Source organism: Prochlorococcus sp. MIT 1303, from assembly GCF_001631965.1.
Lineage (GTDB): Bacteria > Cyanobacteriota > Cyanobacteriia > PCC-6307 > Cyanobiaceae > Prochlorococcus > Prochlorococcus marinus_D.
Map to the genome: position 1 here is coordinate 219,988 of NZ_LVHK01000043.1, position 25,965 is coordinate 245,952.

Annotated in this window: 31 protein-coding genes; 16 read left to right on the top strand and 15 right to left on the bottom strand. The window is 55.3% G+C overall.

Annotated elements, in window-relative coordinates:
• Positions 1–50 precede the first annotated feature (50 nt).
• A complete protein-coding gene (locus PMIT1303_RS09080) occupies positions 51–1,328 on the bottom strand; it encodes an aminopeptidase P N-terminal domain-containing protein (protein WP_063398423.1) in 1,278 nt (425 codons plus the stop codon).
• Between PMIT1303_RS09080 and PMIT1303_RS09085 the strand changes: the two genes are divergently transcribed.
• From PMIT1303_RS09085 to ald, 6 genes are all read left to right on the top strand, one after another.
• Entirely contained in the window at positions 1,272–1,580 is a 309-nt protein-coding gene (locus PMIT1303_RS09085; protein ID WP_063398424.1) for a hypothetical protein, read from the top strand. The two genes, PMIT1303_RS09080 and PMIT1303_RS09085, sit on opposite strands and share 57 nt — an antisense overlap.
• On the top strand, positions 1,577–2,572 hold the full coding sequence (locus tag PMIT1303_RS09090) for a CNNM domain-containing protein (protein WP_063398425.1): 996 nt from the start codon (positions 1,577–1,579) through the stop codon (positions 2,570–2,572). Before PMIT1303_RS09085 ends, PMIT1303_RS09090 begins: the two co-directional genes overlap by 4 nt.
• The gene (locus PMIT1303_RS09095) at positions 2,572–3,894 is read left to right on the top strand and encodes a GTP-binding protein (RefSeq protein WP_063398426.1); all 1,323 of its coding nucleotides are present in this window, start codon (positions 2,572–2,574) and stop codon (positions 3,892–3,894) included. Before PMIT1303_RS09090 ends, PMIT1303_RS09095 begins: the two co-directional genes overlap by 1 nt.
• Complete coding sequence (locus PMIT1303_RS09100; protein WP_011825165.1) at positions 3,891–4,475, top strand: nicotinate-nucleotide adenylyltransferase; 585 nt, start codon at positions 3,891–3,893, stop codon at positions 4,473–4,475. Before PMIT1303_RS09095 ends, PMIT1303_RS09100 begins: the two co-directional genes overlap by 4 nt.
• Positions 4,475–6,169 carry an NAD+ synthase gene (locus tag PMIT1303_RS09105; RefSeq protein WP_063398427.1) on the top strand — a complete coding sequence of 565 codons (1,695 nt, stop codon included), beginning with the start codon at positions 4,475–4,477 and terminating at the stop codon, positions 6,167–6,169. Before PMIT1303_RS09100 ends, PMIT1303_RS09105 begins: the two co-directional genes overlap by 1 nt.
• Before the next feature lie 62 nt (positions 6,170–6,231).
• The gene (gene ald / locus PMIT1303_RS09110; RefSeq protein WP_063398428.1) at positions 6,232–7,371 is read left to right on the top strand and encodes an alanine dehydrogenase; all 1,140 of its coding nucleotides are present in this window, start codon (positions 6,232–6,234) and stop codon (positions 7,369–7,371) included.
• Positions 7,372–7,447: 76 nt separating this feature from the next.
• On the opposite strand, the gene PMIT1303_RS09115 is transcribed toward ald, so the two are convergent.
• The 11 genes from PMIT1303_RS09115 to PMIT1303_RS09165 form a co-directional block, all read right to left on the bottom strand.
• On the bottom strand, positions 7,448–8,512 hold the full coding sequence (locus tag PMIT1303_RS09115; protein ID WP_231901420.1) for a DUF3326 domain-containing protein: 1,065 nt from the start codon (positions 8,510–8,512) through the stop codon (positions 7,448–7,450).
• Positions 8,513–8,572: 60 nt separating this feature from the next.
• On the bottom strand, positions 8,573–8,773 hold the full coding sequence (locus PMIT1303_RS09120) for a hypothetical protein (RefSeq protein ID WP_231901422.1): 201 nt from the start codon (positions 8,771–8,773) through the stop codon (positions 8,573–8,575).
• Between the two features lie 316 nt (positions 8,774–9,089).
• A complete protein-coding gene (locus PMIT1303_RS09125; protein WP_063398430.1) occupies positions 9,090–10,040 on the bottom strand; it encodes a F0F1 ATP synthase subunit gamma in 951 nt (316 codons plus the stop codon).
• 30 nt (positions 10,041–10,070) lie between these two features.
• On the bottom strand, positions 10,071–11,588 hold the full coding sequence (gene atpA, locus PMIT1303_RS09130) for a F0F1 ATP synthase subunit alpha (RefSeq protein WP_011130835.1): 1,518 nt from the start codon (positions 11,586–11,588) through the stop codon (positions 10,071–10,073).
• Between the two features lie 51 nt (positions 11,589–11,639).
• Entirely contained in the window at positions 11,640–12,188 is a 549-nt protein-coding gene (atpH, locus tag PMIT1303_RS09135) for an ATP synthase F1 subunit delta (protein WP_011130836.1), read from the bottom strand.
• Positions 12,188–12,706, bottom strand: coding sequence for a F0F1 ATP synthase subunit B (locus PMIT1303_RS09140; protein WP_063398431.1), 519 nt, complete (start codon positions 12,704–12,706; stop codon positions 12,188–12,190). The genes atpH and PMIT1303_RS09140 overlap by 1 nt, the downstream gene beginning before the upstream one ends.
• The gene (locus PMIT1303_RS09145) at positions 12,703–13,158 is read right to left on the bottom strand and encodes a F0F1 ATP synthase subunit B' (RefSeq protein WP_011130838.1); all 456 of its coding nucleotides are present in this window, start codon (positions 13,156–13,158) and stop codon (positions 12,703–12,705) included. Before PMIT1303_RS09145 ends, PMIT1303_RS09140 begins: the two co-directional genes overlap by 4 nt.
• A 144-nt stretch (positions 13,159–13,302) precedes the next feature.
• Complete coding sequence (gene atpE / locus PMIT1303_RS09150; protein WP_011130839.1) at positions 13,303–13,551, bottom strand: ATP synthase F0 subunit C; 249 nt, start codon at positions 13,549–13,551, stop codon at positions 13,303–13,305.
• Positions 13,552–13,718: 167 nt separating this feature from the next.
• Positions 13,719–14,444, bottom strand: coding sequence for a F0F1 ATP synthase subunit A (atpB, locus tag PMIT1303_RS09155; protein ID WP_063398432.1), 726 nt, complete (start codon positions 14,442–14,444; stop codon positions 13,719–13,721).
• 87 nt (positions 14,445–14,531) lie between these two features.
• On the bottom strand, positions 14,532–15,050 hold the full coding sequence (locus PMIT1303_RS09160; protein ID WP_197459806.1) for an ATP synthase: 519 nt from the start codon (positions 15,048–15,050) through the stop codon (positions 14,532–14,534).
• Entirely contained in the window at positions 15,047–16,270 is a 1,224-nt protein-coding gene (locus tag PMIT1303_RS09165; protein WP_063398433.1) for a bifunctional 2-polyprenyl-6-hydroxyphenol methylase/3-demethylubiquinol 3-O-methyltransferase UbiG, read from the bottom strand. The genes PMIT1303_RS09160 and PMIT1303_RS09165 overlap by 4 nt, the downstream gene beginning before the upstream one ends.
• A gap of 285 nt (positions 16,271–16,555) precedes the next feature.
• Here PMIT1303_RS09165 and PMIT1303_RS09170 point away from each other — a divergent pair, with 285 nt between their 5' ends.
• The 3 genes from PMIT1303_RS09170 (at position 16,556) to PMIT1303_RS09180 (ending at position 19,862) form a co-directional block, all read left to right on the top strand.
• A complete protein-coding gene (locus tag PMIT1303_RS09170) occupies positions 16,556–17,803 on the top strand; it encodes an FtsW/RodA/SpoVE family cell cycle protein (protein ID WP_063398434.1) in 1,248 nt (415 codons plus the stop codon).
• An 87-nt stretch (positions 17,804–17,890) separates the two neighbouring features.
• Positions 17,891–18,559, top strand: coding sequence for a cytochrome c biogenesis CcdA family protein (locus tag PMIT1303_RS09175; RefSeq protein WP_197459807.1), 669 nt, complete (start codon positions 17,891–17,893; stop codon positions 18,557–18,559).
• Between the two features lie 4 nt (positions 18,560–18,563).
• Positions 18,564–19,862, top strand: coding sequence for a cytochrome c biogenesis protein ResB (locus PMIT1303_RS09180; protein ID WP_063398435.1), 1,299 nt, complete (start codon positions 18,564–18,566; stop codon positions 19,860–19,862).
• A gap of 1 nt (position 19,863) precedes the next feature.
• On the opposite strand, the gene queF is transcribed toward PMIT1303_RS09180, so the two are convergent.
• Both queF and PMIT1303_RS13540 read right to left on the bottom strand, forming a co-directional pair.
• Positions 19,864–20,271 carry a preQ(1) synthase gene (queF, locus tag PMIT1303_RS09185; RefSeq protein ID WP_011825146.1) on the bottom strand — a complete coding sequence of 136 codons (408 nt, stop codon included), beginning with the start codon at positions 20,269–20,271 and terminating at the stop codon, positions 19,864–19,866.
• 129 nt (positions 20,272–20,400) lie between these two features.
• Complete coding sequence (locus tag PMIT1303_RS13540) at positions 20,401–20,538, bottom strand: hypothetical protein (protein ID WP_156486987.1); 138 nt, start codon at positions 20,536–20,538, stop codon at positions 20,401–20,403.
• Positions 20,539–20,605: 67 nt separating this feature from the next.
• On the opposite strand from PMIT1303_RS13540, the gene PMIT1303_RS09190 reads away from it, so the two are divergent.
• Genes PMIT1303_RS09190 through PMIT1303_RS09200 form a run of 3 tightly spaced genes read left to right on the top strand, consistent with a single transcriptional unit; the run spans position 20,606 to position 21,500 of the window.
• Positions 20,606–20,824: a DUF4278 domain-containing protein gene (locus PMIT1303_RS09190; protein WP_063398436.1), complete on the top strand. Its 219-nt coding sequence runs from the start codon at positions 20,606–20,608 to the stop codon at positions 20,822–20,824.
• A complete protein-coding gene (locus PMIT1303_RS09195; RefSeq protein ID WP_369818721.1) occupies positions 20,796–21,122 on the top strand; it encodes a hypothetical protein in 327 nt (108 codons plus the stop codon). The genes PMIT1303_RS09190 and PMIT1303_RS09195 overlap by 29 nt, the downstream gene beginning before the upstream one ends.
• Before the next feature lie 39 nt (positions 21,123–21,161).
• A complete protein-coding gene (locus tag PMIT1303_RS09200) occupies positions 21,162–21,500 on the top strand; it encodes a P-II family nitrogen regulator (protein WP_011825143.1) in 339 nt (112 codons plus the stop codon).
• Here the strand turns inward: PMIT1303_RS09200 and PMIT1303_RS09205 are convergent.
• Positions 21,497–22,300 carry a TlyA family RNA methyltransferase gene (locus tag PMIT1303_RS09205; RefSeq protein WP_063398437.1) on the bottom strand — a complete coding sequence of 268 codons (804 nt, stop codon included), beginning with the start codon at positions 22,298–22,300 and terminating at the stop codon, positions 21,497–21,499. The genes PMIT1303_RS09200 and PMIT1303_RS09205 overlap by 4 nt on opposite strands.
• Here PMIT1303_RS09205 and PMIT1303_RS09210 point away from each other — a divergent pair.
• The 4 genes from PMIT1303_RS09210 (at position 22,238) to PMIT1303_RS09225 (ending at position 25,930) form a co-directional block, all read left to right on the top strand.
• Positions 22,238–22,663, top strand: a complete 426-nt coding sequence (locus PMIT1303_RS09210) for a hypothetical protein (protein ID WP_231901424.1) — start codon at positions 22,238–22,240, stop codon at positions 22,661–22,663. The genes PMIT1303_RS09205 and PMIT1303_RS09210 overlap by 63 nt on opposite strands.
• Before the next feature lie 45 nt (positions 22,664–22,708).
• Positions 22,709–24,004 (top strand): adenylosuccinate lyase, encoded by a 1,296-nt coding sequence (purB, locus tag PMIT1303_RS09215; RefSeq protein WP_063398438.1) that lies wholly within the window; start codon positions 22,709–22,711, stop codon positions 24,002–24,004.
• A 158-nt stretch (positions 24,005–24,162) separates the two neighbouring features.
• Complete coding sequence (gene fumC, locus PMIT1303_RS09220) at positions 24,163–25,560, top strand: class II fumarate hydratase (protein ID WP_063398439.1); 1,398 nt, start codon at positions 24,163–24,165, stop codon at positions 25,558–25,560.
• 7 nt (positions 25,561–25,567) lie between these two features.
• On the top strand, positions 25,568–25,930 hold the full coding sequence (locus PMIT1303_RS09225) for an MFS transporter (RefSeq protein WP_063398440.1): 363 nt from the start codon (positions 25,568–25,570) through the stop codon (positions 25,928–25,930).
• Positions 25,931–25,965: the final 35 nt, after the last annotated feature.

The window sequence follows — 25,965 nt, forward strand, 5'->3', positions numbered from 1 at the left end:
ATCTCGCTGCGCTGCAATAGCCGGCAGTTCTTAAGTGACTCCCTTATCGCTTATCGCTGCATGGCTTCAACACTTTTCTCAGCTAACGATGTGAGCACCTCATTCCCCTGCTCACTCACCAGCACATCATCTTCAATACGAATGCCGATCCCCTTCCAACGATCAGCAATCGCAGGTTGCCCGTCTGGCACTGGCAAACGGTCACTGACATACAAACCCGGTTCCACTGTTAACACCATGCCGGGCTCAAGATCCACCGGATGCTCACCAAGGCGATAGGCGCCTACATCATGAACATCAAGACCAAGCCAATGGCCAGTGCGATGCATATAAAGGTGGCGGTAGGCCCCTTGCTCAATCAATCCATCAACACTGCCAAGCAATAAACCCAATTCCACAAGCCCTTCAACAAGCACCCGCACCGCAAGATCATGCACGCGATCAGCAGTGCCACCCGGTTTTACCTCAGCGATCGCTGCCTGCTGCGCTGCTAAAACCAGCTCATACAGAGCGCGTTGCTCTGCGTTAAAGCGTCCGTTAATAGGGAATGTACGAGTGATATCTCCGTTGTAGTAATCAACGAGCGAACAGCCTGCATCGATCAACACCAGCTCACCATCAACAAGCGGAGCATTGTTAGCGGTGTAATGCAACACGCAGGCGTTATCGCCGCCGGCCACGATCGATCCATAGGCAGGGCCGCGCGCGCCTTGCTCAAGAAAATGCTGCTCGATTACAGCCTGCAGCTGTCGCTCATTCATGCCCGGACGCGCCGTATTCCTAGCCAGCTGATGAGCTTGCGCAGAAATACGAGCCGTCTCACGCATACGCTCGATTTCCACTGCCCCCTTGCGCAACCTCAACTGATGGATGAAAGGGCAAGGGGCGACAAGACCAAGCGCCGATACGCCGCAGCGTGGAGCCTGATCGAGTTGCTTGGCCCAAGCCTCAAGAACCAGCGGCTCCACCTTTGGGTGCTTCCCCACCCTGAAGCCAATCGCTTCAGCGCCTTTGAGGTAATCGCCCAACAGCTGAGGTAATTCAGCTATTGGATGAGCTCGATCAGCACCGAACTGCGCCACTGCTCCCTCGACACCCCAACGGAAGCCATTCCATACCTCGGTCGTTGGCTCTTTGGGTTGCACAAACAGCACAAAACGCTCACCTTCGGGCCGATAGGGCAAAAGCAAAGCCACCGCATCAGGCTCATCCAGACCGGTGAGATACCAGAAGTCACTGTTTTGACGAAACGGATACTCGCAATCGGCGTGATGCGTCACGAACGAAGCCGCTGGAATTACCGCTGCCACACCCCCCAATTGCGCCATCAAGCAAGCGCGACGCTGATGGAAGATACACAGATCGATCACGGCAAGAGACACAACAGCATTTGGACGTCAGGATGGCAGCAGAACACCATGCAGGGGGAACCCTCCATGCCATCGTCCGCCATTAGCGGATCAGCACTAATCCTGATGCCTAAGACGGTCACACTGCGTGGCCATGATCAGGAGTGGCCAAAGCATTTACGACTTGTCGTGATCAACCACGACATCCTTACTCCCCCCCGCCAGGCATGAGCAACGACCTGCTGGTCTTAACGCTATTGGTCGTTGTCGTTATCACCGGTTCTGCCTTGTGCTCAGGTGTGGAGGCAGCACTGCTCACAGTAAATCCTGTGCAAGTGCATGAGCTGGCAGCACGGCCCCAACCAATCGCTGGCGCCAGACGCTTAGCCCAACTACGTCAACGGCTGGGACGCACTCTTTCTGTACTGGTGATCGCCAACAACGGCTTCAACATTTTCGGAAGCCTGATGCTTGGCGCCTTTGCGGCTTATGTCTTTGAGAAGCACAACATCAGTGATGTGGCCTTGCCGTTGTTTTCGGTAGGTCTCACATTGCTCGTGATCGTGCTGGGCGAGATCCTGCCGAAATCCCTCGGCAGCCGCCTGGCCCTCTCGGTTTCCCTCTCCAGTGCCCCAGTGCTGCACCTGCTGGGCCTGCTGATGCGCCCTGTGGTGGTGTTGCTCGAGCGGTTATTGCCAACAATTACCGCCGAGAACGAACTGAGCACGAATGAGAATGAAATCAGGCTGCTGGCAAGGCTGGGGTCGCAAAAAGGGCAGATCGAAGCCGATGAAGCTGCCATGATCGCCAAGGTGTTCCAACTCAACGACCTCACAGCCCGCGACCTGATGATCCCCCGGGTGGCAGCTCCCACCCTCGATGCTGCTGCCAACCTTGAAACACTTCGCCCTGAACTGCTCACCCACAACGCCGAGTGGTGGGTCGTGCTTGGCAAAGAAGTCGATAAAGTTCTTGGCGTGGCCAGCCGCGAAAGGCTGCTCACCGCCCTTCTGCAGGGTCATGGTCACCTCACCCCTGCAGACCTCAGTGAAACGGTGGAATTTGTACCTGAAATGATTCGCGCCGACCGACTACTCACTGGCTTCCGTCGTGACAACAGCGGCGTGAGAGTGGTGGTTGATGAGTTCGGCGGTTTCGTGGGCGTGATCGGTGCCGAAGCGGTCTTGGCCGTACTGGCCGGCTGGTGGAGGAAGTCAAGCTGATGACGCAACCCCCCTCCACTCCTGAGCGCTGTCACCTTCTACTCAGCCAGTGGGTCAAACAACTATCGCTGAGTAACCGCGAATACAACCAATTCGCTGGGGAGCTGATCGCACTGAATCGCCAACTCAAGCGATTGGAGCAGCGTCGCTTGCGAATCGCAGTGTTTGGTCGAGTAGGAGTCGGCAAATCAAGCCTGCTCAATGCACTACTGGGGCAGAACGTCTTTGCCACCGATGTAGCCCATGGCTGCACCCGTCACCAACAAGCGGTGGATTGGTGCCAACCGATTAATAATCTTGATTCTGTAGAGCTGGTCGACACTCCCGGCATCGATGAGATCGCTGCTGCCGGCAGGGCACGGCTAGCGGCGAGGGTAGCTCTGCAGGCCGATCTGGTGCTGCTGGTTCTTGACAGCGACCTCACCAGCGTCGAAGCAGCTGCCCTCAAGACCCTGCTCAAAAGCGGCAGGCCGATCGTGCTTGTGCTCAACCGCTGCGATTGCTGGTCGCCAGAGCAGCGCAATGCACTTTTGGCAAGTATTCGCAGCCGCCTGCCCGCTGCAGCTCTCCAACTCCAACTCCATGCTGTGGCCGCCGCGCCACGTGAGGCCCAGCTTCGTGCTGATGGCCTTGTGCGTAGCAAGATCTGCCCCCCTCAAGTGGAGCCGCTGCGCAAAGCCCTGATTCACCTGCTGATGGAGCAGGGTGAGTTGCTTTTGGCTCTCAATGCCTTACGCCAAGCCGACCGTTTTTACCAGGTCCTCAAGCGAGGACGGTTGCAGCGAAGCAAGGCTGCAGCCCAAGGCTTAATCGGCCGTTTTGCCGCCATCAAAGCTTCCGGTGTGGCGGCCAATCCTCTAGTGCTACTGGATCTAGCAGGAGGTATGGCTTGTGACACTGCTTTGGTCGTCAAGCTTTGCCAGCTCTATGGCCTGCAGATCGGCGGCCCTGCAGCCCGGCAACTACTCGGCCGACTCTCAAGCCACAATGCCCTTCTAGGAGGTGCTCAGCTGGGCATTCAACTGGCGCTCAGCGCAGTGCGTCAGCTGCTGCTGCTGGCAGTTCCCTTCACTGGCGGTTTAAGCCTGGCGCCAGCAGCACCAGTTGCCCTCGCTCAAGCAGCCCTCGCCGTGCACACAACACGACGCACCGGCCGCCTAGCAGCACGAGAACTACTGCTTGGCAGCCAACGAAGCGAGGCCCAACCAGCTGCACTGCTAAGGCGCCTGGCTGCCAACGACCCTCAAGTCAGGCGCTGGCTGATCGATTGGCCAGAGCTGGCGGCCAACGAAGCGTGCCAACTTCAGACCCTGCTTCCATGAGCAAGCATCAGGGCACCATCGCCCTGTTTGGCACCAGCGCCGACCCCCCAACCTGCGGCCACCAAGCACTATTGGAAGGCTTGTTGGCGATGTTCCCAAAGGTCGCCACCTGGGCTAGCGACAACCCGATGAAACGCCACTGCGCCCCATTGGAGAATCGAAAAGCTCTATTGGCTACTTTGGTGAAGGCGATCGCTAATCCGCAGCTAGAGCTGGTGCAAGAACTCAGCAGTCCATGGGCGATCACGACTCTGAAACTTGCAAACACTCGCTGGCCTAGCAACGAATTGGTGTTTGTGGTTGGCAGTGATCTGGCCGGCCAAATCCCCCACTGGAAAGATGCTCGGGCTGTCTTGCAACTCGCCCGCCTCGCCATTGCTCCTCGTCAAGGTTGGCCACTACAGCTACAGCAACTCGAAGCCCTGGAATGCTTGGGTGGTCGTATCGAGCTGCTACCAATGCAAATCCCCGCCACCTCAAGTTCTGAGGTGCGCAGTCAACCCAAGCCGGCCCAGATCCCTGCAGCATTGTGGCCATTGGTTCTGGAACACAACCTCTACGGCCTCGCCACCAGTCCCTGATGCGCCTTGCTCTAGCCCAGCTCAATCCACTTGTAGGCGATCTGGCTGGCAACGGCGAAAAGATTCTGGCTGCCTGCCGTGAGGCTGCTGATCTCGGTGCAGATCTGGTACTCACGCCTGAGCTTTCCCTGTGGGGATATCCACCCCGAGATCTGTTGCTTAGCCACAACCACCTCGTTCAACAGAGCGATGTGCTCAACCAGATGGCGAGCATCCTTGCCCGCGAAGCCCCTGATCTGGCAGTGCTCGTTGGCCTAGCTGAGCAAGTCCATGACCCTCAACTGCCCCAGCTCTTCAATGCTCTAGCCCTGATCAAAAGCTCCCAATGGCAGGTGGTAGCTCGCAAGCAACTGCTACCCACCTATGACGTTTTCGATGAAAAACGCTATTTCCGCCCGGCAGGAACTCCGGCTGTGTTGGAGTTTGAACGCGATGGGCGTCGCTGGCGTCTTGGGCTCACAATCTGCGAAGACCTCTGGGTGGAAGAAGCACTGCAGGGCAAGCGCATTGCCGGCCCTGACCCCATCGCAGCGCTGCTGCCACAAAACATCGACCTACTGCTTAATCTCTCGGCTTCGCCATTCAGCCAATCCAAAGAACTTCTGCGCCAGCGCTTGGCCGCTAGGGCTGCCCAGAGACTGAGCGCTCCGGTGATCTATGTGAATCAAGTGGGCGGCAACGACGAGCTGGTCTTTGATGGCGCCAGTTTCGTCGTCGATGAGCATGCTGAGCTTGCCCTGCAATTGCCCAGTTGTCGCGAATCAGTAGCCATCTGGGATGCAACCTCTACAGCCACCCATCTCGACATCCCTACAATTGAACCACTGGAGAAACTATTCCGGGCATTGGTTCTAGGTGTTCGTGACTACGCCGGCAAATGTGGCTTTAAGCGTGCACTGCTTGGCCTTAGCGGTGGTATCGATTCGGCTCTCGTGGCCGTGATCGCTGCAGGGGCCATAGGTGGCGATCAGGTGACATCCCTACTGATGCCCTCACCCTGGAGTTCAGCCGGTTCAATTGATGATGCCCTAGCTCTAGCCAAACGACTAGGGATGGCTACCCACACTGTGTCGATTGCGACCTTGATGACGAATTTTGAGGCTGCCCTCATCCCTCCTCTCGGCAAGCCACCCGAGGGCGTTACTGCAGAGAACCTCCAATCCCGCATCCGCGGCACCCTACTGATGGCATTGGCCAACCAACAAGAGCAACTGCTGCTATCCACTGGCAACAAATCCGAACTAGCAGTGGGCTACTGCACCCTCTATGGCGATATGAACGGCGGCCTAGCCGTGATTGGAGATGTCTACAAAACCAACGTCTTTAGCCTCTGTGATTGGCTTGACAGCCCTGCCGCCGAAACATGCCGCCAAGAGGTAGGACTACCAACTAAAGGCGAACTGATCGGTACGACAATCCGCCAAAAACCTCCCAGCGCCGAATTGCGCCCGAACCAACGCGATAGCGATTCACTACCCGACTACGCCCTCCTCGACCCTCTGCTTAAAGCTCTGATTGAAGAACGCCTCAGTACGGAGCAACTTGTCAGCAGAGGACATGACCCTGCCCTGATTGGGCGGGTGCAGCAATTACTGCGACGGGCCGAATTCAAACGGCGACAGGCCCCGCCCCTGCTGAAGGTGAGTTCACAGGCCTTTGGCAGCGGCTGGCGGCTACCGATCGCCGCCGAATAATCACCACAAAACCTGGTCAGGCTGTCCTGATGTCGCCAACCTAAAAGAAGTCATTGGCGTCCATGGACTCCTCTATTCTTTCGGCCCCAATAGCCAGCATCGGGGTACCGACCGAAATTAAAGCCGATGAGCTGAGAGTGGCTCTTACTCCTGACGGGGTGAAAGAACTGGTCAACAAGGGGCTAGAAGTAAGGGTTCAGGCTGGTGCCGGGGCTGGAGCGGGCATTGGTGATGAGGCCTTCGCTGATGCCGGCGCCAAGCTTGTTAACCGCGAGGAGGCCTGGGCAGCCCATCTCATCGTGAAGGTGAAGGAGCCTCAGGAAGAGGAGTTCGGTCTACTCAGGCAAGACATGGTGCTCTTCACTTACCTACACCTAGCCGCCTACCCGAAGGTGGGTGAAGCGCTACTCAATGCTGGCACCACCGGCGTGGGTTACGAAACGGTGCAACTGGAAAACGGCAGCCTGCCGCTACTGGCACCAATGAGCGAAATCGCCGGCCGTCTAGCCGCACAAGTGGGCGCCCATTTGCTCGAACGACCTCATGGCGGACGCGGCGTGCTGATCGGAGGCTGCACCGGCGTGCAACCGGCCCGGGTGGTCGTGTTGGGCGCTGGCACCGTGGGATGGAATGCAGCCAGGCTGGCCGCCGCCATGGATGCCGAAGTAATGCTGCTAGACCGCTCACCTGAACGCTTGCGTAGCCTTGAATCAAGCCGTCGCGGCAGGCTGATTAGCGTTGTCAACAGCCGTGGCCTGCTGGAGCGACTCATCCCCACTGCAGACCTTTTGATCGGTGCCGTCCTGACGCCCGGAGGTCGAGCACCCACCCTCGTCGATGAAGAGATGGTGAAACAAATGAAGCCCAATTCAGTGATCGTGGATGTAGCGATCGATCAGGGAGGTTGTGTCGCCACCAGCCAAGAAACCACCCACACCCATCCCACCGTGAACATCCACGGCATCCAGCACTACGCCGTCGGCAACATGCCAGGTGCGGTGCCTTTTACCTCCACTGAAGCCCTTGTGAGCGTGACCCTGCCCTACATCCTTGGCATTGCCGGGCGGGGCCTTGAGGAAGCCGTCACCGAACGCCCCGAACTTCTTTCCGGGCTCAACACAATTCAAGGCTCCGTTTGTCATCCAGGTGTTGCCAAGGCCCTAGGGCTACCACCAAGGCATCCAATGGCATGCTTACGCTAAACAGCCTTCACCACAAAACCAGCTCTCAAAAACACCGCTTCGCAACGCTTTTAATCAGCATCACGACAGTGGCGTATCAGAGCTGGGGGAAGATCTCACTCAACCGATCCAAAGGCCTCTGCAGGGAGTCCTTCGCAATCCCCTCCCTGAGAGCCAATAGCAATCCTGCCGCTTCTGCATAACTACGAGCTCTCTGCACTCCGGATGTGATTCCCAGCGCCTCTGGAGTCACCTTCAGCACGCTCGGGTTGGACACGGTGATCAAAGGGACACCCCGCTCCAAGCAAGCCAACACCGCTTCACCGCCAAGAGCACCCTCCGGGGCCACCACGGCACCAAGCTGCTCAGCATGCAACAGCTCTGCTCCTGCCGGCAATGCCTCTTCAGTTGTGAGTGGCACAAGATCCGGAGCGCGACTTAATCCCACCAATACACAGGCCAAAAATGTATAGCCCAACTCCTCACCAGCAGCACGTGGATCCAAAAGTGGATCGCATGGCAGTGGAGACAAAGCCGGCGCATGAGCGCAAGGCAAGCCGAGCTCACGCACCAGCAAATGGCTAATCACCGCCTCGGCACCGGCAAGCGCATCAACACCACTGCCCTGGCGATAGACCCTCAGAGCCTCACTTTGAGGATCCTCCGGGAAACGGGCAACCACAGCGATTGCGCTGGCACCGGCATCGCGAAGATGCTCGCCAGCCCGCAGCAGCGCATCGGGCTGGCCTAATTCACCCCAGCTAGCCCCACTACTCCCTTCACTTAAGCGCACCTCCAAGGGAACGTCTGTGGTGACCACTGGCCCAAGATTCAAGCCAAGACTGGCGCGACAACCCTCAGCAACCTGCCATTGCCTCTGCCGCAACTCCGGTTCGATACCAGAATCCAACAACAGACCAATCCGTTGCTGACGCACAGGTCGCAAGCCAAGCTCACCAGCCGCAAAACGATCCAAGCTGTAGCCCTCGACGTATTGAATGCGCGGGTCGCTCCAATAAAGCGCCGCTCCATTGATCACATTCGGATGGGTGATCAAGCAACCGCTAGCTGCTGCTAACAGCCGAGCACTAGGCAAAGCATCACCGGCATAGCCACCAATCTCACAGCCAATCCCCGTAGGCACCACCAGCAAGGTAGGCAATGGAGGCGGGATCGATACGCTTGCAGAGAGAAGAAAAGAAGGGATCAAAACGTCATCCCCTTACTTGTCAGAACTAACCACAACCGCCTCAATCTTCAACTTGCGAGACTGGTCACCATTGGATTCCACTGCTGTAATCGCCCATCGCAAGGGCTCGCCATGCGCAGCGAGCTGTTCTCGTAACCAGGGCCGCAACTGATGCAAAGGCAACTGCGCAGACCAGACCAGCTCAAGCTGCATCACACACAAATTCAAGCTCACTTCAGATGCTCACCAAACTGGGCTTCATTGAAGACATCCTGCCACCACAAAACTGGCAAAAAACGCTGTGCTCCGAGCCATCAATCTCAATGGTGTAAGCAAAGCTACGCCAAAAGCTGTGGCAGTGATCCAGATCAAAATGCATCATGCTGATCAAGCCTCTCAGGAGAAAGGCTCAACACTCAGGCCACCATTGAAGTCACTCTCGAAAAACACCGCCAAGATCACCGCTCACCCGTTCTGCATCGCAAAAAATCAAACCATCAAAAAGCCGGTCTTAAAAGACCGGCTAACTGAAGTCAAATCAAGCGCAAGGCTAGGAACAAGACCCACCTACAACTTCCAGAATCTCCTGGGTAATTGCTGCCTGACGTGCTTTGTTGTAGTCAAGCGTGAGGGTCTTAGCTAAGGCCTTAGCGTTGTCGCTGGCATTGTTCATCGCAGTCATCCGACTGGCCAACTCGGAAGCTGCCGATTCCTGAAGGGCACGCAGCATCTGATTTTGCAGATAGAGAGGCAACAAAGCATTGAGCAGTTGCTCAGGACTCTGTTCAAAAATGATGTCCGAAGGCAGCGGAGGCTGCTCATTAGCAGGCCCAACACCTTTCTCAACCGTGAGACGACTATCCTTCGTCGTCAACCGGAAGATCTCATCATCGGCTTCGGCGATGCCCTGGGGATCAAGCGGCAAGAGGGTTTGCACCACAGGATTGCAGCTCACAAGGTTAATGAACTTGGTGTAAATCACCTCGATTCGATCTGTGCTTTGAGAAAGGAATTCGGCTAAAACCTCAGTAGTGATCGACTCTGCGTCGTCAGAGGTTGGGACTTGCTCAAGGCCTGTGAAAGTAGCCCGAATGGTGTACTGGCTTGATCGGTTGCTGAAATAGGTGATTGCCTTGCGACCAATTAAGACAAGATCAACCTTGTATCCCTGGCCATTCAACTCGGCGTAGCGCTGCTCAGTGCGTTTGATGATGTTGGAGTTGTAGCCTCCGCAAAGGCCACGATCACCTGTAACAGCAAGCAGGGTAATGGTTTTGAGATCGCTGGTCTTCAAGAGAGGCGCATCTGCTATCTCAAAACTCATTCGCGATTGAATGTTCTCCAACACGCGAGCCAACCGGTCGGCGAAAGGGCGACTTCGCAACACCTGTTCCTGTGCTCGACGCACTTTCGCAGCGGCTACGAGACGCATCGCCTCAGTAATCTTTCTGGTGTTCTTAACGGAAACGATCCGGTCGCGGATGTCCTTGAGGTTCGCCATGGATAGGGTTCTCCGGGTTTACCTTCAGGGTCAGGCCGAGGCCAGCATCGACGACTTCACCTCGTTGATGGCGGCTTTGAGAATGGTCTCAGCATCCTCGTTGAGCACTTTCTCAGTCTGAACTTTGGTGATGTACTCGGGCTTGTTGGTCTTGAGGTAATCACGCAATTCACGGGAAAACTGAGTGACCTGATCCTCTGGCACCTCATCAATCAAGCCTTTCACTCCTGCATAAACGATCGCAACCTGCTCAGCCAAATTCAGCGGTGCAAACTGAGGCTGCTTAAGCAGCTCGCGCAGTCGCTTACCCCGCCCCAACTGCTTCTGAGTTGCTTCATCTAAATCAGAGGCGAACTGAGAGAAAGCAGCCAATTCATCAAACTGAGCTAACTCAAGCTTCAACGTGCCGGCAATCTTTTTAATCGCTTTGGTTTGCGCAGCACCACCAACCCGGCTCACTGAAATGCCAACGTTGATGGCAGGACGCAATCCTGAGTTAAAAAGATCTGAACTCAAGAAAATCTGACCATCCGTGATCGAAATCACATTGGTAGGGATATAAGCCGACACGTCTCCTGCTTGGGTTTCAATGATCGGCAGTGCCGTCATCGAACCGCTACCCATCGCATCAGAAAGCTTTGCTGCCCTCTCAAGAAGGCGGCTGTGGAGATAGAAGACATCTCCTGGATAGGCTTCACGACCGGGAGGACGACGCAGCAGCAGTGACATCTGACGATAGGCCTGGGCCTGCTTGGTTAGATCGTCATAGATCACCAAAGTCGCCTTGCCCTTGTACATGAACGACTCAGCGATAGCTGCGCCGGTGTAAGGAGCCAGGTACTGCAAAGCAGCAGGGTCAGAAGCGCTAGCTGCCACAATCACGGTGTAATCGAGAGCGCCCTTCTCGCGAAGCACCTCAACCACGTTGGCCACAGAGGCAGCCTTCTGGCCGACAGCTACATAAACACAGACAACATCCTCTCCCTTCTGGTTGATGATCGTGTCGATGGCGATAGCGGTCTTACCTGTCTGACGGTCACCAATGATCAACTCACGCTGACCCCTACCGATAGGAATCATCGAATCGATTGATGTAATTCCTGTCTGCAGCGGCTCATGCACCGACTTACGTTTGATGATGCCTGGAGCTATCGACTCAATCAAGCGACTCTCAGTGCTGGGGATATCGCCTTTGCCATCCATCGGTTGACCCAAAGGAGTCACCACTCTGCCCAGCATCTCATCGCTTACGGGCACTGAGGCAATCTTGCCAGTGGCTTTGACGGTACTGCCTTCCTGAATACCAACACCCTCACCCATCAACACCGCACCAACATTGTCGTCCTCCAAATTGAGGGCGATCCCTTCAGTGCCATCCTCAAATTCCACCAGTTCGCCAGCCATGACCTGCTCAAGGCCATAGACACGAGCGATACCGTCACCAATCTGCAGAACAGTGCCGACGTTGCTGACGGAAACCGACTTGTCATAGTCGGAGATCTGCTGCTTGAGAATCGCGCTGATCTCGTCGGGGCGGATGGAAACCATGGGAGGCGTTGGTGTTGAGGAAGAGGGTGAGAAAGGGAAAAAGGTAGGGAGCTAGCTCACCTTGGCCAGTGCCAGGCCAAGTCGTCGAACCTGTCCAGCAACGCTGGCGTCGATCACCTTGGAGCCGACGTTGACAACGAAACCACCGATTAAATCTGGATCAATTTTGAGATTGATCTCCAGCTTGTCGGTATTGGCCACAGCCTGCACTTTCTTTTGCAGCGCAGCCTGTTGTTGCTCACTGAGTTCAGCAGCAGAGGTCACTGTGGCGAGAGCGATGTTGCGTTGCTCGCGATAGAGCTCAATCAAGCGCTCAAGCACCGCATCCAAAACGCCGATTCGCTGACGATCGGCGAGCAGCTTCAGCAGGTTGAGGAAAGAAGGTGTGACCTGATTAGCAAAAAGCTTTTGCAAGGCAGCCTTCTTGGCCTCCACTTCCAAAACGGGTGAGGCCATTGCCCCACTTAGCTCAGGGCAGTCGTTCCACAAGGCCAGAACTGCCTTTGCCTGATCAACCACCTGATCGACTTCCTTGCGGCTTTCAGCCACTTGAAGAAAGGCCTCGGCATAGGGGGTGGTAATGGTATTAAGCAGTGGCATCAGGCTTCCCCAAGGTTTTTGATGGACTGACTCACCAACTTGGATTGAGCCTCGGCATTGAGTTTCCCAGGTAAAGCAGATAGTGCATTCTCGATCGCCATACGGGCAGCTTCTCGACGCAATTGAGCGCTAGCACGACTGGCTTCAGCATTGAGATCTGCTGTAGCACCCTGCTTAACACGTGCCATCTCCTCAACCGTGCGTTTTTCACTGTCAAGACGAATGGCTTCAGCACGAAGCTTGCAATCCTCGCGGATCTGTTCGGCTTTCTGATGGGCAGCTGCCAAATCCTTTTTGGCATGAGCCAAAGCCTCGGTGGCCTTAAGCAGACGCTCTTCGGCATCCTGAAGATCAGCCAAAATGGCGACACGGCGGCGCTCAAGAATCCCCCCTACAAAAGGAGGAAGGAATTTATAGAGACCGAAAATAACAATCGCCAGATTGACAATGTTGGCGTCAAACAAGTCGAGGTTCAGGCCGAAACCACCCTCACTGGCAAAGAACAAAGGACTAATCATTTGGCTGCCAGCAGGCGGTTAACGATGAGATCACCAAGCTTTTCTGCATCACCCTTAAGTTGACTAAGGGCCGAATCCCTCTGAGCATCAATCTCACGACGAGCCTTCTCCCGAGCTGCATTCGCATCAGCATTTGCAATCGCGAGGGCTTCTCGGTAGAGCTGTTCAGAATCCTTTTCAGCTTCTTGAATTAACTGCTGGGCAGCGATACGGGCTGACTTGAGCTGTTCCTTGAGCTCTAACTCCAGCTTCTCCGCCTCCGCAAGCTTTTGCTTCGCCTCAGCGCGACTGGTTGTGACATAGACCTCTCGTTCCTCAACGACCCGACCAACGGGTCTGAAGAAGAGAGCATTGAGGATGAAGGTGAGGAGCACCACCTGCAACGCCATGAGCGGCAGAGTGGCATCGAAGTCAAATAGACCTCCAGCACCGAACAGAAGCAAGCTGGTCATGAGGCGAGAGTGACAGCAGTTGAAGCAGGATTCAGAACGGAGTGAATGCTGGAGAGCGATTATTGCCTCTGGGAAGAGTCCCGATCAACTCACAAGCATGGCCGTGAGGTGATGAGAGCAGCCAGCGAGCGACTCCGGTCTGGATCAACCAGCGAAGGGATTGGCGAACAGCAACACCAAGGCGACCACAAGGCCATAGATGGTGAGAGATTCCATAAAGGCAAAAGAGAGCAGCAGAGTGCCGCGAATCTTGCCTTCAGCTTCAGGCTGGCGGGCAATGCCCTCAACAGCGCCGCCTGCAGCGGTGCCCTGACCGATACCTGGGCCGATGGCCCCGAGGCCTACAGCTAGACCAGCGGCAACAACAGACGCGGCGGTGGTAATGGAATCCATGGTTGAACTAAAGGTGTGGGGCGCTAAAACAGCGCGGATGGGGACCGAGAGGTTGATACCAGCGCCAGGGACATCTCGGAGATTGTGAGATGGGCCCGAACAAGCCGGACCTGCGCGCATGGAGTTTGCCAGACCGAGGGGTTAGGCCTTGCTAGATCAGAGTTTGATCAATGGTGCTCTTCAACCGCTTCACCGATGTAATAGGCGGCGAGGGTGGCAAAGATCAGAGCCTGAATGGCACTGGTGAACAGGCCAAGGAACATGACCGGGACTGGCAGGAAGAGGGGAACAAGGAAAACCAAAACCGCAACAACCAATTCATCAGCAAGGATGTTTCCAAACAGACGAAAGGAGAGTGATAAAGGCTTGGTGAAATCCTCCACGATCTTGAAGGGGATCATGATCGGGGTGGGATGGACGTAGTACTCGAAGTACCGCAATCCCTTCCGACTCAAACCGGCATAGAAGTAAGAGAGCGACACAAGTAGAGCAAGTGCCACGGTGGTATTGATATCAGCAGTAGGAGCACCCAACTCCCCACTTGGGAGGTGGATTAATTTCCATGGGACCAAAGACCCGCCCCAATTGCTTACAAAGATGAATAAGAACAGGGTGCCAATGAACGGCATCCAATCGCGATAAGCCTTCTCACCAATCTGGGTGCGAGCTAAATCACGGATGTAATCCCAGAGGAACTCGAGAAGATTTTGGACACCGTGTGGATCACGCTCCATCTTGCGTGTGCCCACAACAACAAGGGCAAGAATGGCGCCAATAACAATCCAGGATGTCAAGAACACCTGGCCATGGAGCTGAAGATTGCCAATCTGCCAGTAAAGGTGTTGACCCACCTCCAGTTCGGCAAAGGGAAGAGCAATTGGCAAGGAACCCATCAGGCTGGAAATTCGGTGTCGAGAAAACGACGGTTTGAGGAGAAGCCGGCAAACCGGCAATTCAGTTGATCCAGGTTTGGTTCAAGTTCATGACTCAAGCAAAACCTGCAGGATCATGGCGGGCTTGTAGAGCAGAAAACCGAGCAGGGCCGGCAGAAGCTCAAGCTGAGGCAAACGAGAAACCGCAAGTACAAGCAACACTGGAACGAGAAGCTGAAACTTGCTCACACTCTTCGATCCGTTGCCGAGCTTGCCAACGCTGCGAGCTAAAAGCCGCAGGTAGAGAACTCCAGACAAGGCACCGACTAGCAAACTGCTAGCGATGTGAAGATCGAAGAAAAGTGCGGTGACGGCCACCGCAAAAGCGGAGACGGTCAACGTTGCCAGGATGTAGCGCCGCTGTAGCTGCGCATAGTCGTCAGATGAAGTCGTAGAAACCACAGCTGACAACTCAGGATCCATAGAGAGCTCGGTGTTAGGGCTAGCCTCCACAGCTGTTTCCAGTCCACCCTGTCCCTCCTTTGGAGGGTCAATTTCAGGCTGGAGCAGCGGGGTTGCCAGCAAGGGCGCCGAGGCTCTTGGATAAAGGCCCGCGGAATCTATCATGTAGTTGGAACATTTCCAGGCGAAAGCAAGAGCACCTGCCGCCGTTGCAAATCCCTGGCCAAAGAGCTGATCCGCTTCGAATCCCAGCAAAGCGGCAAACATCCGAGAGCTGTATCAGGTGCCGCCTCGATTGCCTTAAGCAACTCAACTTGCTCAACGCTTAGCTCTAGAGGAGCCATCTCGAAATCCAGCAAAGACTGGCCAGGCCAGCCCCAGAGACAGATAGAAAGCTTTCCCGTAGCAGCTAGCAGCTCCTTATCATCTGTCCAGCCCAGGGGGGCCTGTGGCCCCTTGGAGAGGAAGAACTCGAAATGACTGATGTCTGGATCTAGCTCTTCCATCAGTTGCCATTGCTGACGCTGCGGTAACGCCAAAGCCATCTCAAGCAATTCACCCTGCAACAGCCTTACTGGATCCCAAACCTTGGGATTAGAAAAACCCACAAACTCCAAATCAGCTGAAGCGACAAAAGCAAAAAGTCGTTCAAGGTTGTAACTCGTCTCCTGGGGATGGAGATACATATCTGCAAAGTTCACGTCGGCTACGCAGTCGATAGCCCAGCGCAGTTCATGATTAAGCCTGAGGCGGTTGTCCTCAGGCAAGATTGCAAACAGCTGCCTGGCCAATCTCAGGCCCTGCTCATCAGTGCCCACTCCCAGGGACGAAAGAAACCGCTGAATGCGATGAATTTCCCATCGACCAGCTTCGGCATAAAGGAAAAGGTGCAGCAAAGCCCCTGGCTTTAAACGGGATGCCAGAGCTTTGAGTCCAGCTTCCGGCTGTCGCAAATGATGAAGCGCACCAACGGAATTGATGTAGTCAAATTGACCCTCATCTTCAAGCTCGAGCAAGCTTTGGTTCTCGATACGAACATGAGCCTGATCGTTGCCTCCGGAACGCTGCAAACGCTCTCGAGCCACCTCCAGCGCGCCTCGGGAAATGTCCACAGCCAGGATCTCCGCGCCAGGATTAAGATGGGCTAGGTAATCGGTACTAACACCCGTACCGCATCCGGCATCAAGGATTTTCAGAGGCTCACTACCAGCACATTTTCGGACAACAGAACCGGTACAGACCGCATAGGCCATATCCACACACCAACGCCAGTTGTATCCAGGCGGCGGCCCGTCCTGCAACGGATCTCCTGGGTAAGGGAAGCGGTCATAAAAAGCACTGACAACAGGTGTGGCCTCATCGCACGGCTGAGCAGCAGAGGACATCGAAAGGGACCTGGCAACAAAGCGAGCATTTCATGGCCACCCCCAAGGGGAGTGAGGACATCCCCTGCAGCACATATCCCAAAGCGAAGAAAGCTGAATCGACAAAATCAAACTCTTTTCTAGAAAGAAGATTGTGAAGATCAAAAATCGAACCTATGACATCTCCTGAATGCCCTTGAACTTCTCTTGTCCAATATTGTTTAAGCAGTTTTTTGTTGTCAATTAAGACTTGGCAAAGTGCTATTAACACGTCTCAATAGGTCAACTTGACTAAGATCTCCCCCCTTGAGCAGCTCCTCCGTCCTATCCCGCCGGAGTCAAAAACAACGGCAAGGGGCATTACGGCTTAGCCGTAATGATGGAAGCGATCAGTTGTCTTTCTGGCAAAAACGTCTCCCCCTCCCCTGGGCACTCTGGCCCGCTGAAGGACGTTTACTACTTACCCTTTTTGCCTTCTGGAGCCTGGCAGGGCTGCTGGTGCTTGGCTCGGCTAGCTGGTGGGTAGCCACTCGAGAAATGGGAGAAGGTGCTTATTACGTCAAACGACAACTGATATGGATGGCTGCCAGCTGGAGCCTGCTTGGCCTGGCTGTCTCTACCAGTCTGCGCCGTTGGCTAAAACTGGCAGGACCAGCCCTCTGGCTCAGTTGCTTACTCGTCGCAGCGACCCTAGTCATCGGTAGCACCGTCAATGGGGCCAGTCGCTGGTTAGTGATCGGCCCTCTCCAGATCCAGCCATCAGAACTAGTCAAACCCTTTGTGGTGCTGCAAGCCGCCAACCTGTTTGCCCACTGGCAGCGCATCAGATCAGATGAGAAATTGCTCTGGCTTGGCATCTTCGGGGCCCTACTTCTACTGATTCTCAAACAGCCCAACCTCAGCACTGCCGCACTGACGGGCATGTTGCTATGGCTGATGGCACTGGCCGCTGGTCTGAGGTTGCGGACTTTGCTGGCAACCGCCATGGCAGGCGGCCTGCTTGGCACAACCAGCATTCTGATCAATGAGTATCAGCGCATACGAGTGGTCTCCTTCCTCGACCCATGGCAAGACCCACAAGGGAGTGGTTACCAGCTCGTACAAAGCCTGCTTGCCATCGGCTCCGGGGGGTGGTTTGGCGAGGGCTTCGGCCTCTCCACCCAAAAACTGCAATACCTGCCCATACAAAGCACTGATTTCATCTATGCCGTTTTTGCAGAGGAATTTGGTTTCGTGGGCTCGGTGATGATGTTGCTCTTCCTGATGCTGGTTGCTTTCCTCGGCCTACGGGTAGCTCTGAGTTGCAGAACCAACCAGTCGCGATTGGTTGCTATCGGCTGCACAACGATCCTGGTGGGTCAAGCCGTGATCAATGTGGCCGTGGCCTCCGGCGTGATGCCCACAACCGGCTTGCCCTTGCCAATGGTGAGTTATGGAGGCAATTCACTGCTCTCAAGCGTCATGATTGCCGGTCTGTTGATCCGTTGTTCCCTTGAATCAACAGGGCTCCTTGGTGGCAGATCCCCTCGACAGCGACGTCAGTCGATAGGGTAAATACCGTAATTTGATCCGGCTGAGCCGGCTCTACCCATCCCTGCTCTGGACCTGGTTCTCTCAGATCTAGCCCGCAACGGTGAGCAAATGCTCAGCCACGGGCTAAGCAATCAAGGTCCGCTCACCCTGGCCCTCGTTTTTGCTGCCGGCTTTCTAACCAGCCTAGGCCCCTGCTCCCTTTCCCTCCTACCCGTCACCCTGGCCTATCTGGCAGGTTTTGATAGCAATCAGGCCCCCTGGCGCCGCAGCATCGCATTCAGTGGCGGCATTGTGGGTTCCCTGGTACTGCTTGGCAGCCTTAGTGGTCTGATCGGACGGATTTACGGCCAGGTGCCTGGAGTGGTGCCCACCCTGGTAGCACTGCTGGCGGTAGTCATGGGACTGAATCTGCTGGGCCTCCTAAAATTGCCCCTGCCTGCAGGACCAGATCCAGATCTTTGGCGGCAACGCGTTCCAGCTCCACTTGCCCCAGTGGCCGCCGGGTTGGCCTTCGGCCTAGCCGCCTCCCCCTGCACGACACCTGTGCTGGCTGTACTACTGGGATGGATCGCCCAGAGTGGTCAACCTTTGGTAGGAATCGTGCTGCTCACCTGCTTTGGCATTGGGCAGGTCCTACCACTGCTGCTAGCAGGAAGCGCAGCTGCCATCCTGCCGAAATTACTGGCACTGCGACCATTAGGCCGCTGGATCCCCCCCATGAGCGGAGCCGTTCTACTCACGACGGGCGTTCTCACTCTGTTGGCCCGCTGGAGCTGAACCTATGGCCACCTTTAAACGCCTTATTGCCTGGATCTCCGACCTGCGAATAGCCATAGGTTTGCTCTTCGTTATCGCACTCTCAAGTGCCCTAGGTACAGCGATACCCCAGGGAGAACTCCGCGATAGCTACCTGGAAGGCTATAGCGACAAACCCTGGCTGGGCTTTGTCAACGGTTCAATGATTCTGCGCCTGCAGTTGGATCACGTTTACACCAGCAGCTGGTTTTTAGCGCTGTTGGCCTGGCTTGGGCTTGCACTCATCCTCTGCAGCTGGCGAAGACAATGGCCTGCTCTGCAAGCAGCTCTGCAATGGATCGACTACCAGGAGCCGCGTCAATTAAGCAAACTGGCCATCGCCGAAACAATCTCAAGCCCACCAAAAAACGAAAGTATCGACAAACTGGCAGCCCATCTCCATCAACAGGGATGGCAAGTCCAACAACAGCCTGGCAGGCTTGCCGCGCGTCGGGGGATTATCGGCCGAGCAGGGCCAATGCTTGTGCATCTGGGCCTAGTACTGCTGATGCTAGGCGCCGTCTGGGGTTCCTTGGGTGGAAATCGTTTGGAACAATTCCTCGCCCCGGGGCGTTCCCTCGACTTGTTAAACCGCGATGGGAACAGCCATCTCAAGCTCACCCTGACGAACTTCGGAATTGAAAGAGACCCAGCCGGTCGACCTGAACAGTTCCGCTCACAACTAGAGCTGCTTGAACCAGGTCAGGACACTGCCAAGTTGCACGAAGTCAGTGTCAACCATCCGCTGCGCTTCCATGGCTTAACTGTCTATCAAGCAGACTGGTCTCTAGCTGCCATCACACTGCAACTTGGCCGCAGCCCTCTGCTGCAGCTGCCTCTGCGCACTTTCCCAGAGCTTGGTGAACAGGTCTGGGGGCTCGTACTACCGACCAACCCTGATGGCAGCGAGCCAGTCCTTATGAGCCTCACCAGCGAAGCAGGGCCAGTACAAGTATTCGATGCCACCGGTGAGCAATTGGCCAGCCTGCGACCAGCAGGCCCAACGGCAGAAGTGAAGGGAATACCCATCCGCGTCGTCGAGGTTCTACCCGCCAGCGGCCTGCTTCTCAAGCGCGATCCGGGCGTGCCTCTGGTCTACATCGGTTTCTTGATCACCCTTGTGGGTGGGGGGCTGAGCATGATTGCCACTCGCCAACTCTGGGCGGTAGGCGACCCTGAAAATGAATGCCTACACGTTGGCGGTCTCTGCAACCGCAATCTGACCGGCTTCGCTAATGAGCTCCCCAGCCTGCTTGCTTCGATCACCCCAGCATCTCAGCATTGACTCAACAGGGCTGACGACTGCCATGGCTAACCCGCACCACCGTATGCACATTGCCGCGCGGATTGAAATCTGCTTCTAATTGCATCCAGACCGGATCACAGGCGACGACCAAATCATCGAGGATCTTGTTTGCGGCCTCCTCATGTGAAATCGAGCAATTCCGATAGCTATTCACATAGAGCTTGATCGCTTTGAGCTCAATCACCCTCGGGCCTGGCTGATAGAGCAGACGTAACACAGCAAAATCGGGATAACCAGAGAAAGGACATTGACAGGTGAACTCAGGCAACTCAATTGAGATCTCATAGGGCCGCTCAGGCCTCGGATTGTCAAAGCAGATCAGCTCACCCTCAGCGATCACCCGTTCGCCATAGAGGGGTTTAGATGCCTGCGCCTCAGTACTGCTCACGGGGATGGAACGATGCCTGAAACGGACCCTAGATCTCGGCTCATGGCTCGGCCTTAGAGGAGAAAGAATCCGCCTTGGAGTCAAGGCAAACCGCAAAAACGCTCATCAAGACCCAATTTAAGAAACTCTTCAGATAACAAAGTCGAAAATGTTCACCATGAACAGCGTGATCACTGTAAAAAGGAATTGAAGGACAAAACGTTGAGCTAGGTCATCGCATCGTCGTTGATCCATCAGCAGGAAGTAGCCCTCCGCAAGGCGAAGCAACGCTCCTTTCCACGAAGCGGCACCTCTGCCATCAAGGCAAAAACCCCATCCCTTCGAGGCTCATCCCATGACCACTCAAGAACGCACCTATCGCGGCGTCGCCTACAAGACTGCTGACCACGAGCAACCCAGCAACAGCACCGTCAAGCATGTCTACCGCGGCCAGCGCTATGAGGCTCCCCTCAAGCATGACGCAGTACCTGCTGACACCGAGGTGGAACTCAATTATCGCGGCAAGGTCTACCATCACCGCCAAAATGACGCCGCCACAAGCTGCAACAGCTAAATCGGTAACAACAGCCACAACCAAGGCCCGTCGAAAAAGCCCTAATGGGTTGAGAAAACGGGCCCCATTCATGGACATCTGGTTAATCGGCACTGGTGACAGCATCCAGATCCGTCCTGCCAGCATCCATGGAATGCTCTGGTTACAAACCCATTTTGAGGATGCTCACTGGGATGCGCTTGCTACAAGCCAAGTCAGGCTTCCTCAATTGGACGCTGAAGTCCTTTCCCAGGATGCAAAGAACGCAGGAATGAGCCTCGGTCATCTATCTGCCCTATCAGTTCCAGGCCGTTTCTGAAAAATTCCTTTATCTCTGAACGAGCAACATCAAGCCGTCATGAAGAAAGTCGAGGCGATTGTCCGTCCCTTCAAGCTTGAGGACGTCAAGCTTGCATTAGTCAATGCCGAGATCATCGGCATGACTGTGAGTGAAGTGAGAGGCTTCGGACGCCAGAAAGGCCAAGTTGAGCGCTATAGGGGCTCGGAATTTACCGTTGAATTCCTGCAAAAGTTAAAGGTCGAAGTGGTCGTCGACGACGACAAGGTGGAAGCTGTCGTGAACGCCATTGCTGAAGCTGCCAAAACAGGCGAAATCGGTGACGGCAAGATTTTCATCTCTCCAGTGGATTCCGTAGTACGTATCCGTACCGGTGATCGTGACAGCAAAGCCCTCTAGGCCAACGTCTTAGCCACAAGTCTCTCAAGAACTGGAAAATCTGCGAGGGTCTCGTCACCCAGCCAGAGCAGGTATTCATGATTACCAGCCGGTCCAGTGATCGGAGAAGCGATAAGTCCCTTGGGCCACCAACCCAAAGACCTTGATGTATCGATCACGCTCTTCAAGGCTTCCACATGGGCCAAGGCATCCCTGACCACTCCACCTTTACCCACCCGCTCACGCCCAACCTCAAACTGGGGCTTCACTAACAGCACTGCCTCTGATTGGTCTGGCTTAAGTAGTTTCTTGATGGCAGGCAGCACAAGCCGCAAGGAGATGAAGGCAAGATCAGCAACAGCAAGGCTCGGCAAAGGCTCCTCAGCCCCGTAGAGCTGATCAGGGCTGAGGGTGCGCAGATTGGTGCGCTCCCTCAGCACCACGCGAGGGTCGTTGCGCAAATCCCAGGCCGTCTGGCCATAGCCCACATCGATTCCATAAACCCGAGCGGCACCATGCTGCAACAGGCAATCGGTGAAACCTCCTGTCGAGATGCCGCCATCCAGGCACACTCGTCCCTCAACATTGAGAGGAAACTCCCGCAGAGCGCCCAGCAACTTTTCCCCGCCACGAGACACGAATCTCGGTGGCTGCTCAACCCGAAGCTCAAGCTCCTGAGATACCTCATGACCAGGCTTATCAAGCAGCTGGCCATTACCATCTCGCACCTTGCCGGCGCGGATCAGCTGCTGAGCCTGATGGCGAGAACTCGCCAAGCCCTTCATCAGCAGCTGCAGATCAAGACGCTGTTTGTGGGACATTTCGTCATAAAAGCAGACTTGAAAACGAAACAAAAACCTCTTAACCACCGCAAAAAGCGAAAGCTTCCGAGAAGATCACCGCAACTCGCCCGCCAGGACGTGTCTCAAGGCCAACCTCCACAACCCATAGCTATCCATCGGTACACAAGCCGCAGCAATCTCCATGTTGTTCCTCAAAAGCAACTCGCCACAGTGCTGGAGCTACTGCCGCCGGGCAGCTTTGTGACCCTTGAAAATCAACCTAACGATCTACCGCCATTCCAATTGATCCAATGCAAAGGTGGCCGTTGCTGGGTACGGCAACAGGCCTGGGGGCAACATGTTCATTGGGAAGTTGAACACCGTCGACTCAAGTCAGCCTGAATCCAAAGACTTAAGTTCAAGAATCAACCGCCCTTCTGTGAGCCCTTGATCGAGCGCTACACACTGCCCGAAATGGGCGAGATTTGGACCGACAGGGCCAAGTATCAAAGCTGGCTAGATGTAGAGATCGCTGCTTGTGAGGCCAACTGTCAACTGGGGAAGATCCCAGAGGCTGAAATGCAGCAGATTCGTGAACGCGCAACCTTCGAACCACAGCGCATCTTGGAGATTGAGGCAGAGGTTCGCCACGACGTCATCGCCTTCCTGACCAACGTTAATGAACACGTAGGGGATGCCGGCCGCTACATCCACGTCGGCATGACCAGCAGCGATGTGCTGGATACGGGTCTGGCCCTGCAGTTAAAAAACTCTGTGGCATTGCTACAACAAGAACTGGGCAGCCTTCAAGAGGCGATCCGCAGCTTGGCAGTGGAGCACAAGGGCACAGTCATGATCGGCCGCTCCCATGCCATCCATGGCGAACCAATCACCTTCGGTTTCAAACTGGCCGGTTGGCTAGCAGAAACAATGCGCAATGCCGAGCGACTGGAGAGGCTGGAGAGGGATGTGGCTGTAGGCCAGATCAGTGGCGCCATGGGCACCTACGCCAACACGGATCCAAAGGTTGAGCAGCTCACATGCGAGCGCCTTTGCCTCATCCCAGACACCGCGAGTACCCAGGTCATCTCTCGCGATCGTCATGCGGACTATGTACAGACCCTGGCATTAGTGGGGGCGTCTCTAGATCGATTCGCGACAGAGATCCGCAACTTGCAGCGAACCGATGTGCTGGAAGTGGAGGAGAGCTTTGCTAAGGGACAAAAGGGAAGTTCGGCGATGCCACACAAACGCAACCCGATTCGGGCTGAGCGGATTAGTGGTCTTGCAAGGGTCCTACGCAGCTATGTCGTCGCAGCACTCGAGAACGTGGCCCTCTGGCATGAGCGTGATATCAGTCACAGCTCCACTGAGCGAATGATGCTGCCGGATTGCTCCGTCACACTCCACTTCATGTTGCGAGAGATGACCCAAGTCGTGCAGGGCCTTGGCATCTACCCAGCAAACATGCGCCGCAACATGAATATCTATGGCGGCGTGGTGTTCAGTCAGCGGGTGCTATTGGCGCTTGTTGAGAACGGCATGAGCAGAGAAGATGCCTACAGTGTTGTCCAGCGCAACGCCCATGCTGCGTGGAATACCGAAGGGGGTAATTTCCGCGCCAATCTTGAGGCCGATCCTGAAGTATCGACCCTTCTCAATGCCAAGGCGCTAGCCGAATGCTTCAGCACAGAGCTACACCAAGCCAACCTGGACGTGATCTGGCAACGGCTCGGACTCTGAATCCGATGCCCTGGACGTCTAAACCAATTGGAATGATTTGAGTCGTTTAAGTCTCGCCAGTCTTTTTACCATCATTGAATGGGTTCTAAAGCGCTCTCAAACCCCATAAAACAAGTGAAGATCAATGTGATCTGCTTCTGCCCCTTGCCGAAAACTTGATGGCTGACCTGATGCGTATCGAACACGACAGCATGGGCACTGTTGAGGTGCCCGCTGGGGTTCTCTGGGGTGCACAAACCCAGCGATCGCTCCTTAACTTCGCCATCAGCACAGACCGCATGCCAGTCGAACTGATCCATGCCTTGGCATTGATCAAACAGGCTGCCGCCAGCGTGAACTGTCGCCTGGGTGTGCTCGATGAAATCCAGCGGGATCAAATTATCAAGGCCGCCTCTGCTGTTGCATCCGGTCTCCATGACGATCAGTTTCCACTGAGGGTCTGGCAGACCGGTAGCGGTACCCACACAAACATGAATGTCAACGAGGTGATTAGCAACCTGGCGTCTCAGGCAAACGACGAACCTCTAGGTAGCCATAGGCCGGTGCATCCAAACGATCATGTCAATCGATCCCAGTCCACCAATGACGCCTTCCCTACAGCTATACATATTGCCGCAGTCCAGGGGATCACTAAAAACTTGCTGCCTGAACTGGAGCGATTGATCGCAGCCTTTGCCCGAAAAAGCAATGCCTGGAGTGACATCATCAAAATCGGTCGCACTCATCTACAGGACGCCGTACCTCTCACCCTTGGCCAGGAGGCCTCTGCGTGGCGGGATCAAATTGCCTCAGCCCATAGTCGTATTCAGTCAAGCCTGATAGAGCTCTACCCTCTGCCGCTTGGAGGCACTGCCGTGGGGACTGGCCTCAACGCCCCAGCTCGCTTCGGGCAAGAAACAGCTGCGCAACTTGCCAGCATCACAGACCTGCCATTCAGCTCAGCTAAAAACAAGTTCGCCGTGATGGCGAGCCATGACGGGTTAGTGAATGCAATGGCTCAGTTGCGCATGTTGGCGGTTGCCCTATTCAAGATCTCCAATGATCTGCGCCTACTAGCCTGTGGCCCAAGGGCCGGCCTGGCAGAGCTGCATCTACCTGAGAATGAGCCGGGAAGCTCGATCATGCCTGGGAAAGTCAACCCCTCTCAATGCGAGGCCATGGCCATGGTCTGTTTACAGGTCATCGGGCTTGATTCAGCCGTGACCATGGCAGGTGGTAGTGGTCATCTCCAAATGAACGTCTACAAACCCCTGATTGGCTTCAACCTGCTTCACAGCATTGAATTGCTACATGACGCCTGCCGCAATTACCGGCTGGCAATGGTGCAAGGGATTGAACCAAACCGAATCAAGATCCAGCATGATCTAGAGCAATCGCTGATGCTAGTAACAGCTTTAACCCCAGAAATCGGTTACGACAAAGCCAGTGAGATTGCCCACCTCGCCCATGAGAAGGGATTCAGCCTGCGTGAAGCAGCACTAGCACTCGGCTATGTGAGCAAAGAAGACTTCGATCGCATTGTTAATCCGGCATTGATGACATCTGCTCGGCTGTAACCCCCCGATGACATCAAATCCTGGCGAATCAAGAAGCATCCAGAGCCAGAGTTCCGCACAGCAACGAATCAGCAATCTTCATGGTCAAGCCCAGCGCGCCCGCCGGGGTTGGCGACCCTGGATGCTCTTTCTAGTTTGCTCCCTTTTCTATTTCTACGAGTTCTTCGCACGAGTGGCCCCGGGCGTCCTACAACCCGAATTGATGCGGGTCACCGGCTCGAGCCAAGGAGAGTTTGGCCTCGCCATGGGAATGTATTTTCTCGCATACGCTCCCTCACAGCTTCTTGTAGGCCGCCTTCTCGATCACTTCGGAGTCCGTGCCGTCGTTGCCCCAGCGGCACTTGTCGTAGCCCTGGGTTGTCTGCCCTAGTCCCAGCACCAACAATGTGGTGGTGCTGGGACTAG

Bases quoted from the DNA above. Each gene is read 5' to 3' on its own strand.
- atpE (WP_011130839.1), bottom strand. From the start codon at position 13,551: ATGGATTCCATTACCACCGCCGCGTCTGTTGTTGCCGCTGGTCTAGCT.
- PMIT1303_RS09145 (WP_011130838.1), bottom strand. From the start codon at position 13,158: ATGACCAGCTTGCTTCTGTTCGGTGCTGGAGGTCTATTTGACTTCGAT.
- PMIT1303_RS09165 (WP_063398433.1), bottom strand. From the start codon at position 16,270: ATGTCCTCTGCTGCTCAGCCGTGCGATGAGGCCACACCTGTTGTCAGT.
- PMIT1303_RS09190 (WP_063398436.1), top strand. From the start codon at position 20,606: ATGACCACTCAAGAACGCACCTATCGCGGCGTCGCCTACAAGACTGCT.
- atpH (WP_011130836.1), bottom strand. From the start codon at position 12,188: ATGCCACTGCTTAATACCATTACCACCCCCTATGCCGAGGCCTTTCTT.
- PMIT1303_RS09125 (WP_063398430.1), bottom strand. From the start codon at position 10,040: ATGGCGAACCTCAAGGACATCCGCGACCGGATCGTTTCCGTTAAGAAC.
- PMIT1303_RS09200 (WP_011825143.1), top strand. From the start codon at position 21,162: ATGAAGAAAGTCGAGGCGATTGTCCGTCCCTTCAAGCTTGAGGACGTC.
- PMIT1303_RS09100 (WP_011825165.1), top strand. From the start codon at position 3,891: ATGAGCAAGCATCAGGGCACCATCGCCCTGTTTGGCACCAGCGCCGAC.
- PMIT1303_RS09105 (WP_063398427.1), top strand. From the start codon at position 4,475: ATGCGCCTTGCTCTAGCCCAGCTCAATCCACTTGTAGGCGATCTGGCT.
- PMIT1303_RS09175 (WP_197459807.1), top strand. From the start codon at position 17,891: ATGCTCAGCCACGGGCTAAGCAATCAAGGTCCGCTCACCCTGGCCCTC.
- PMIT1303_RS09225 (WP_063398440.1), top strand. From the start codon at position 25,568: ATGACATCAAATCCTGGCGAATCAAGAAGCATCCAGAGCCAGAGTTCC.
- atpA (WP_011130835.1), bottom strand. From the start codon at position 11,588: ATGGTTTCCATCCGCCCCGACGAGATCAGCGCGATTCTCAAGCAGCAG.
- ald (WP_063398428.1), top strand. From the start codon at position 6,232: ATGGACTCCTCTATTCTTTCGGCCCCAATAGCCAGCATCGGGGTACCG.
- PMIT1303_RS09160 (WP_197459806.1), bottom strand. From the start codon at position 15,050: ATGATAGATTCCGCGGGCCTTTATCCAAGAGCCTCGGCGCCCTTGCTG.
- fumC (WP_063398439.1), top strand. From the start codon at position 24,163: ATGGCTGACCTGATGCGTATCGAACACGACAGCATGGGCACTGTTGAG.
- PMIT1303_RS09095 (WP_063398426.1), top strand. From the start codon at position 2,572: ATGACGCAACCCCCCTCCACTCCTGAGCGCTGTCACCTTCTACTCAGC.
- PMIT1303_RS09180 (WP_063398435.1), top strand. From the start codon at position 18,564: ATGGCCACCTTTAAACGCCTTATTGCCTGGATCTCCGACCTGCGAATA.
- PMIT1303_RS09080 (WP_063398423.1), bottom strand. From the start codon at position 1,328: ATGGCGCAATTGGGGGGTGTGGCAGCGGTAATTCCAGCGGCTTCGTTC.
- PMIT1303_RS09195 (WP_369818721.1), top strand. From the start codon at position 20,796: ATGACGCCGCCACAAGCTGCAACAGCTAAATCGGTAACAACAGCCACA.
- PMIT1303_RS09090 (WP_063398425.1), top strand. From the start codon at position 1,577: ATGAGCAACGACCTGCTGGTCTTAACGCTATTGGTCGTTGTCGTTATC.
- PMIT1303_RS09205 (WP_063398437.1), bottom strand. From the start codon at position 22,300: ATGTCCCACAAACAGCGTCTTGATCTGCAGCTGCTGATGAAGGGCTTG.
- PMIT1303_RS09140 (WP_063398431.1), bottom strand. From the start codon at position 12,706: ATGATTAGTCCTTTGTTCTTTGCCAGTGAGGGTGGTTTCGGCCTGAAC.
- atpB (WP_063398432.1), bottom strand. From the start codon at position 14,444: ATGGGTTCCTTGCCAATTGCTCTTCCCTTTGCCGAACTGGAGGTGGGT.
- PMIT1303_RS09085 (WP_063398424.1), top strand. From the start codon at position 1,272: ATGCGTCACGAACGAAGCCGCTGGAATTACCGCTGCCACACCCCCCAA.
- PMIT1303_RS09210 (WP_231901424.1), top strand. From the start codon at position 22,238: ATGGCGAGAACTCGCCAAGCCCTTCATCAGCAGCTGCAGATCAAGACG.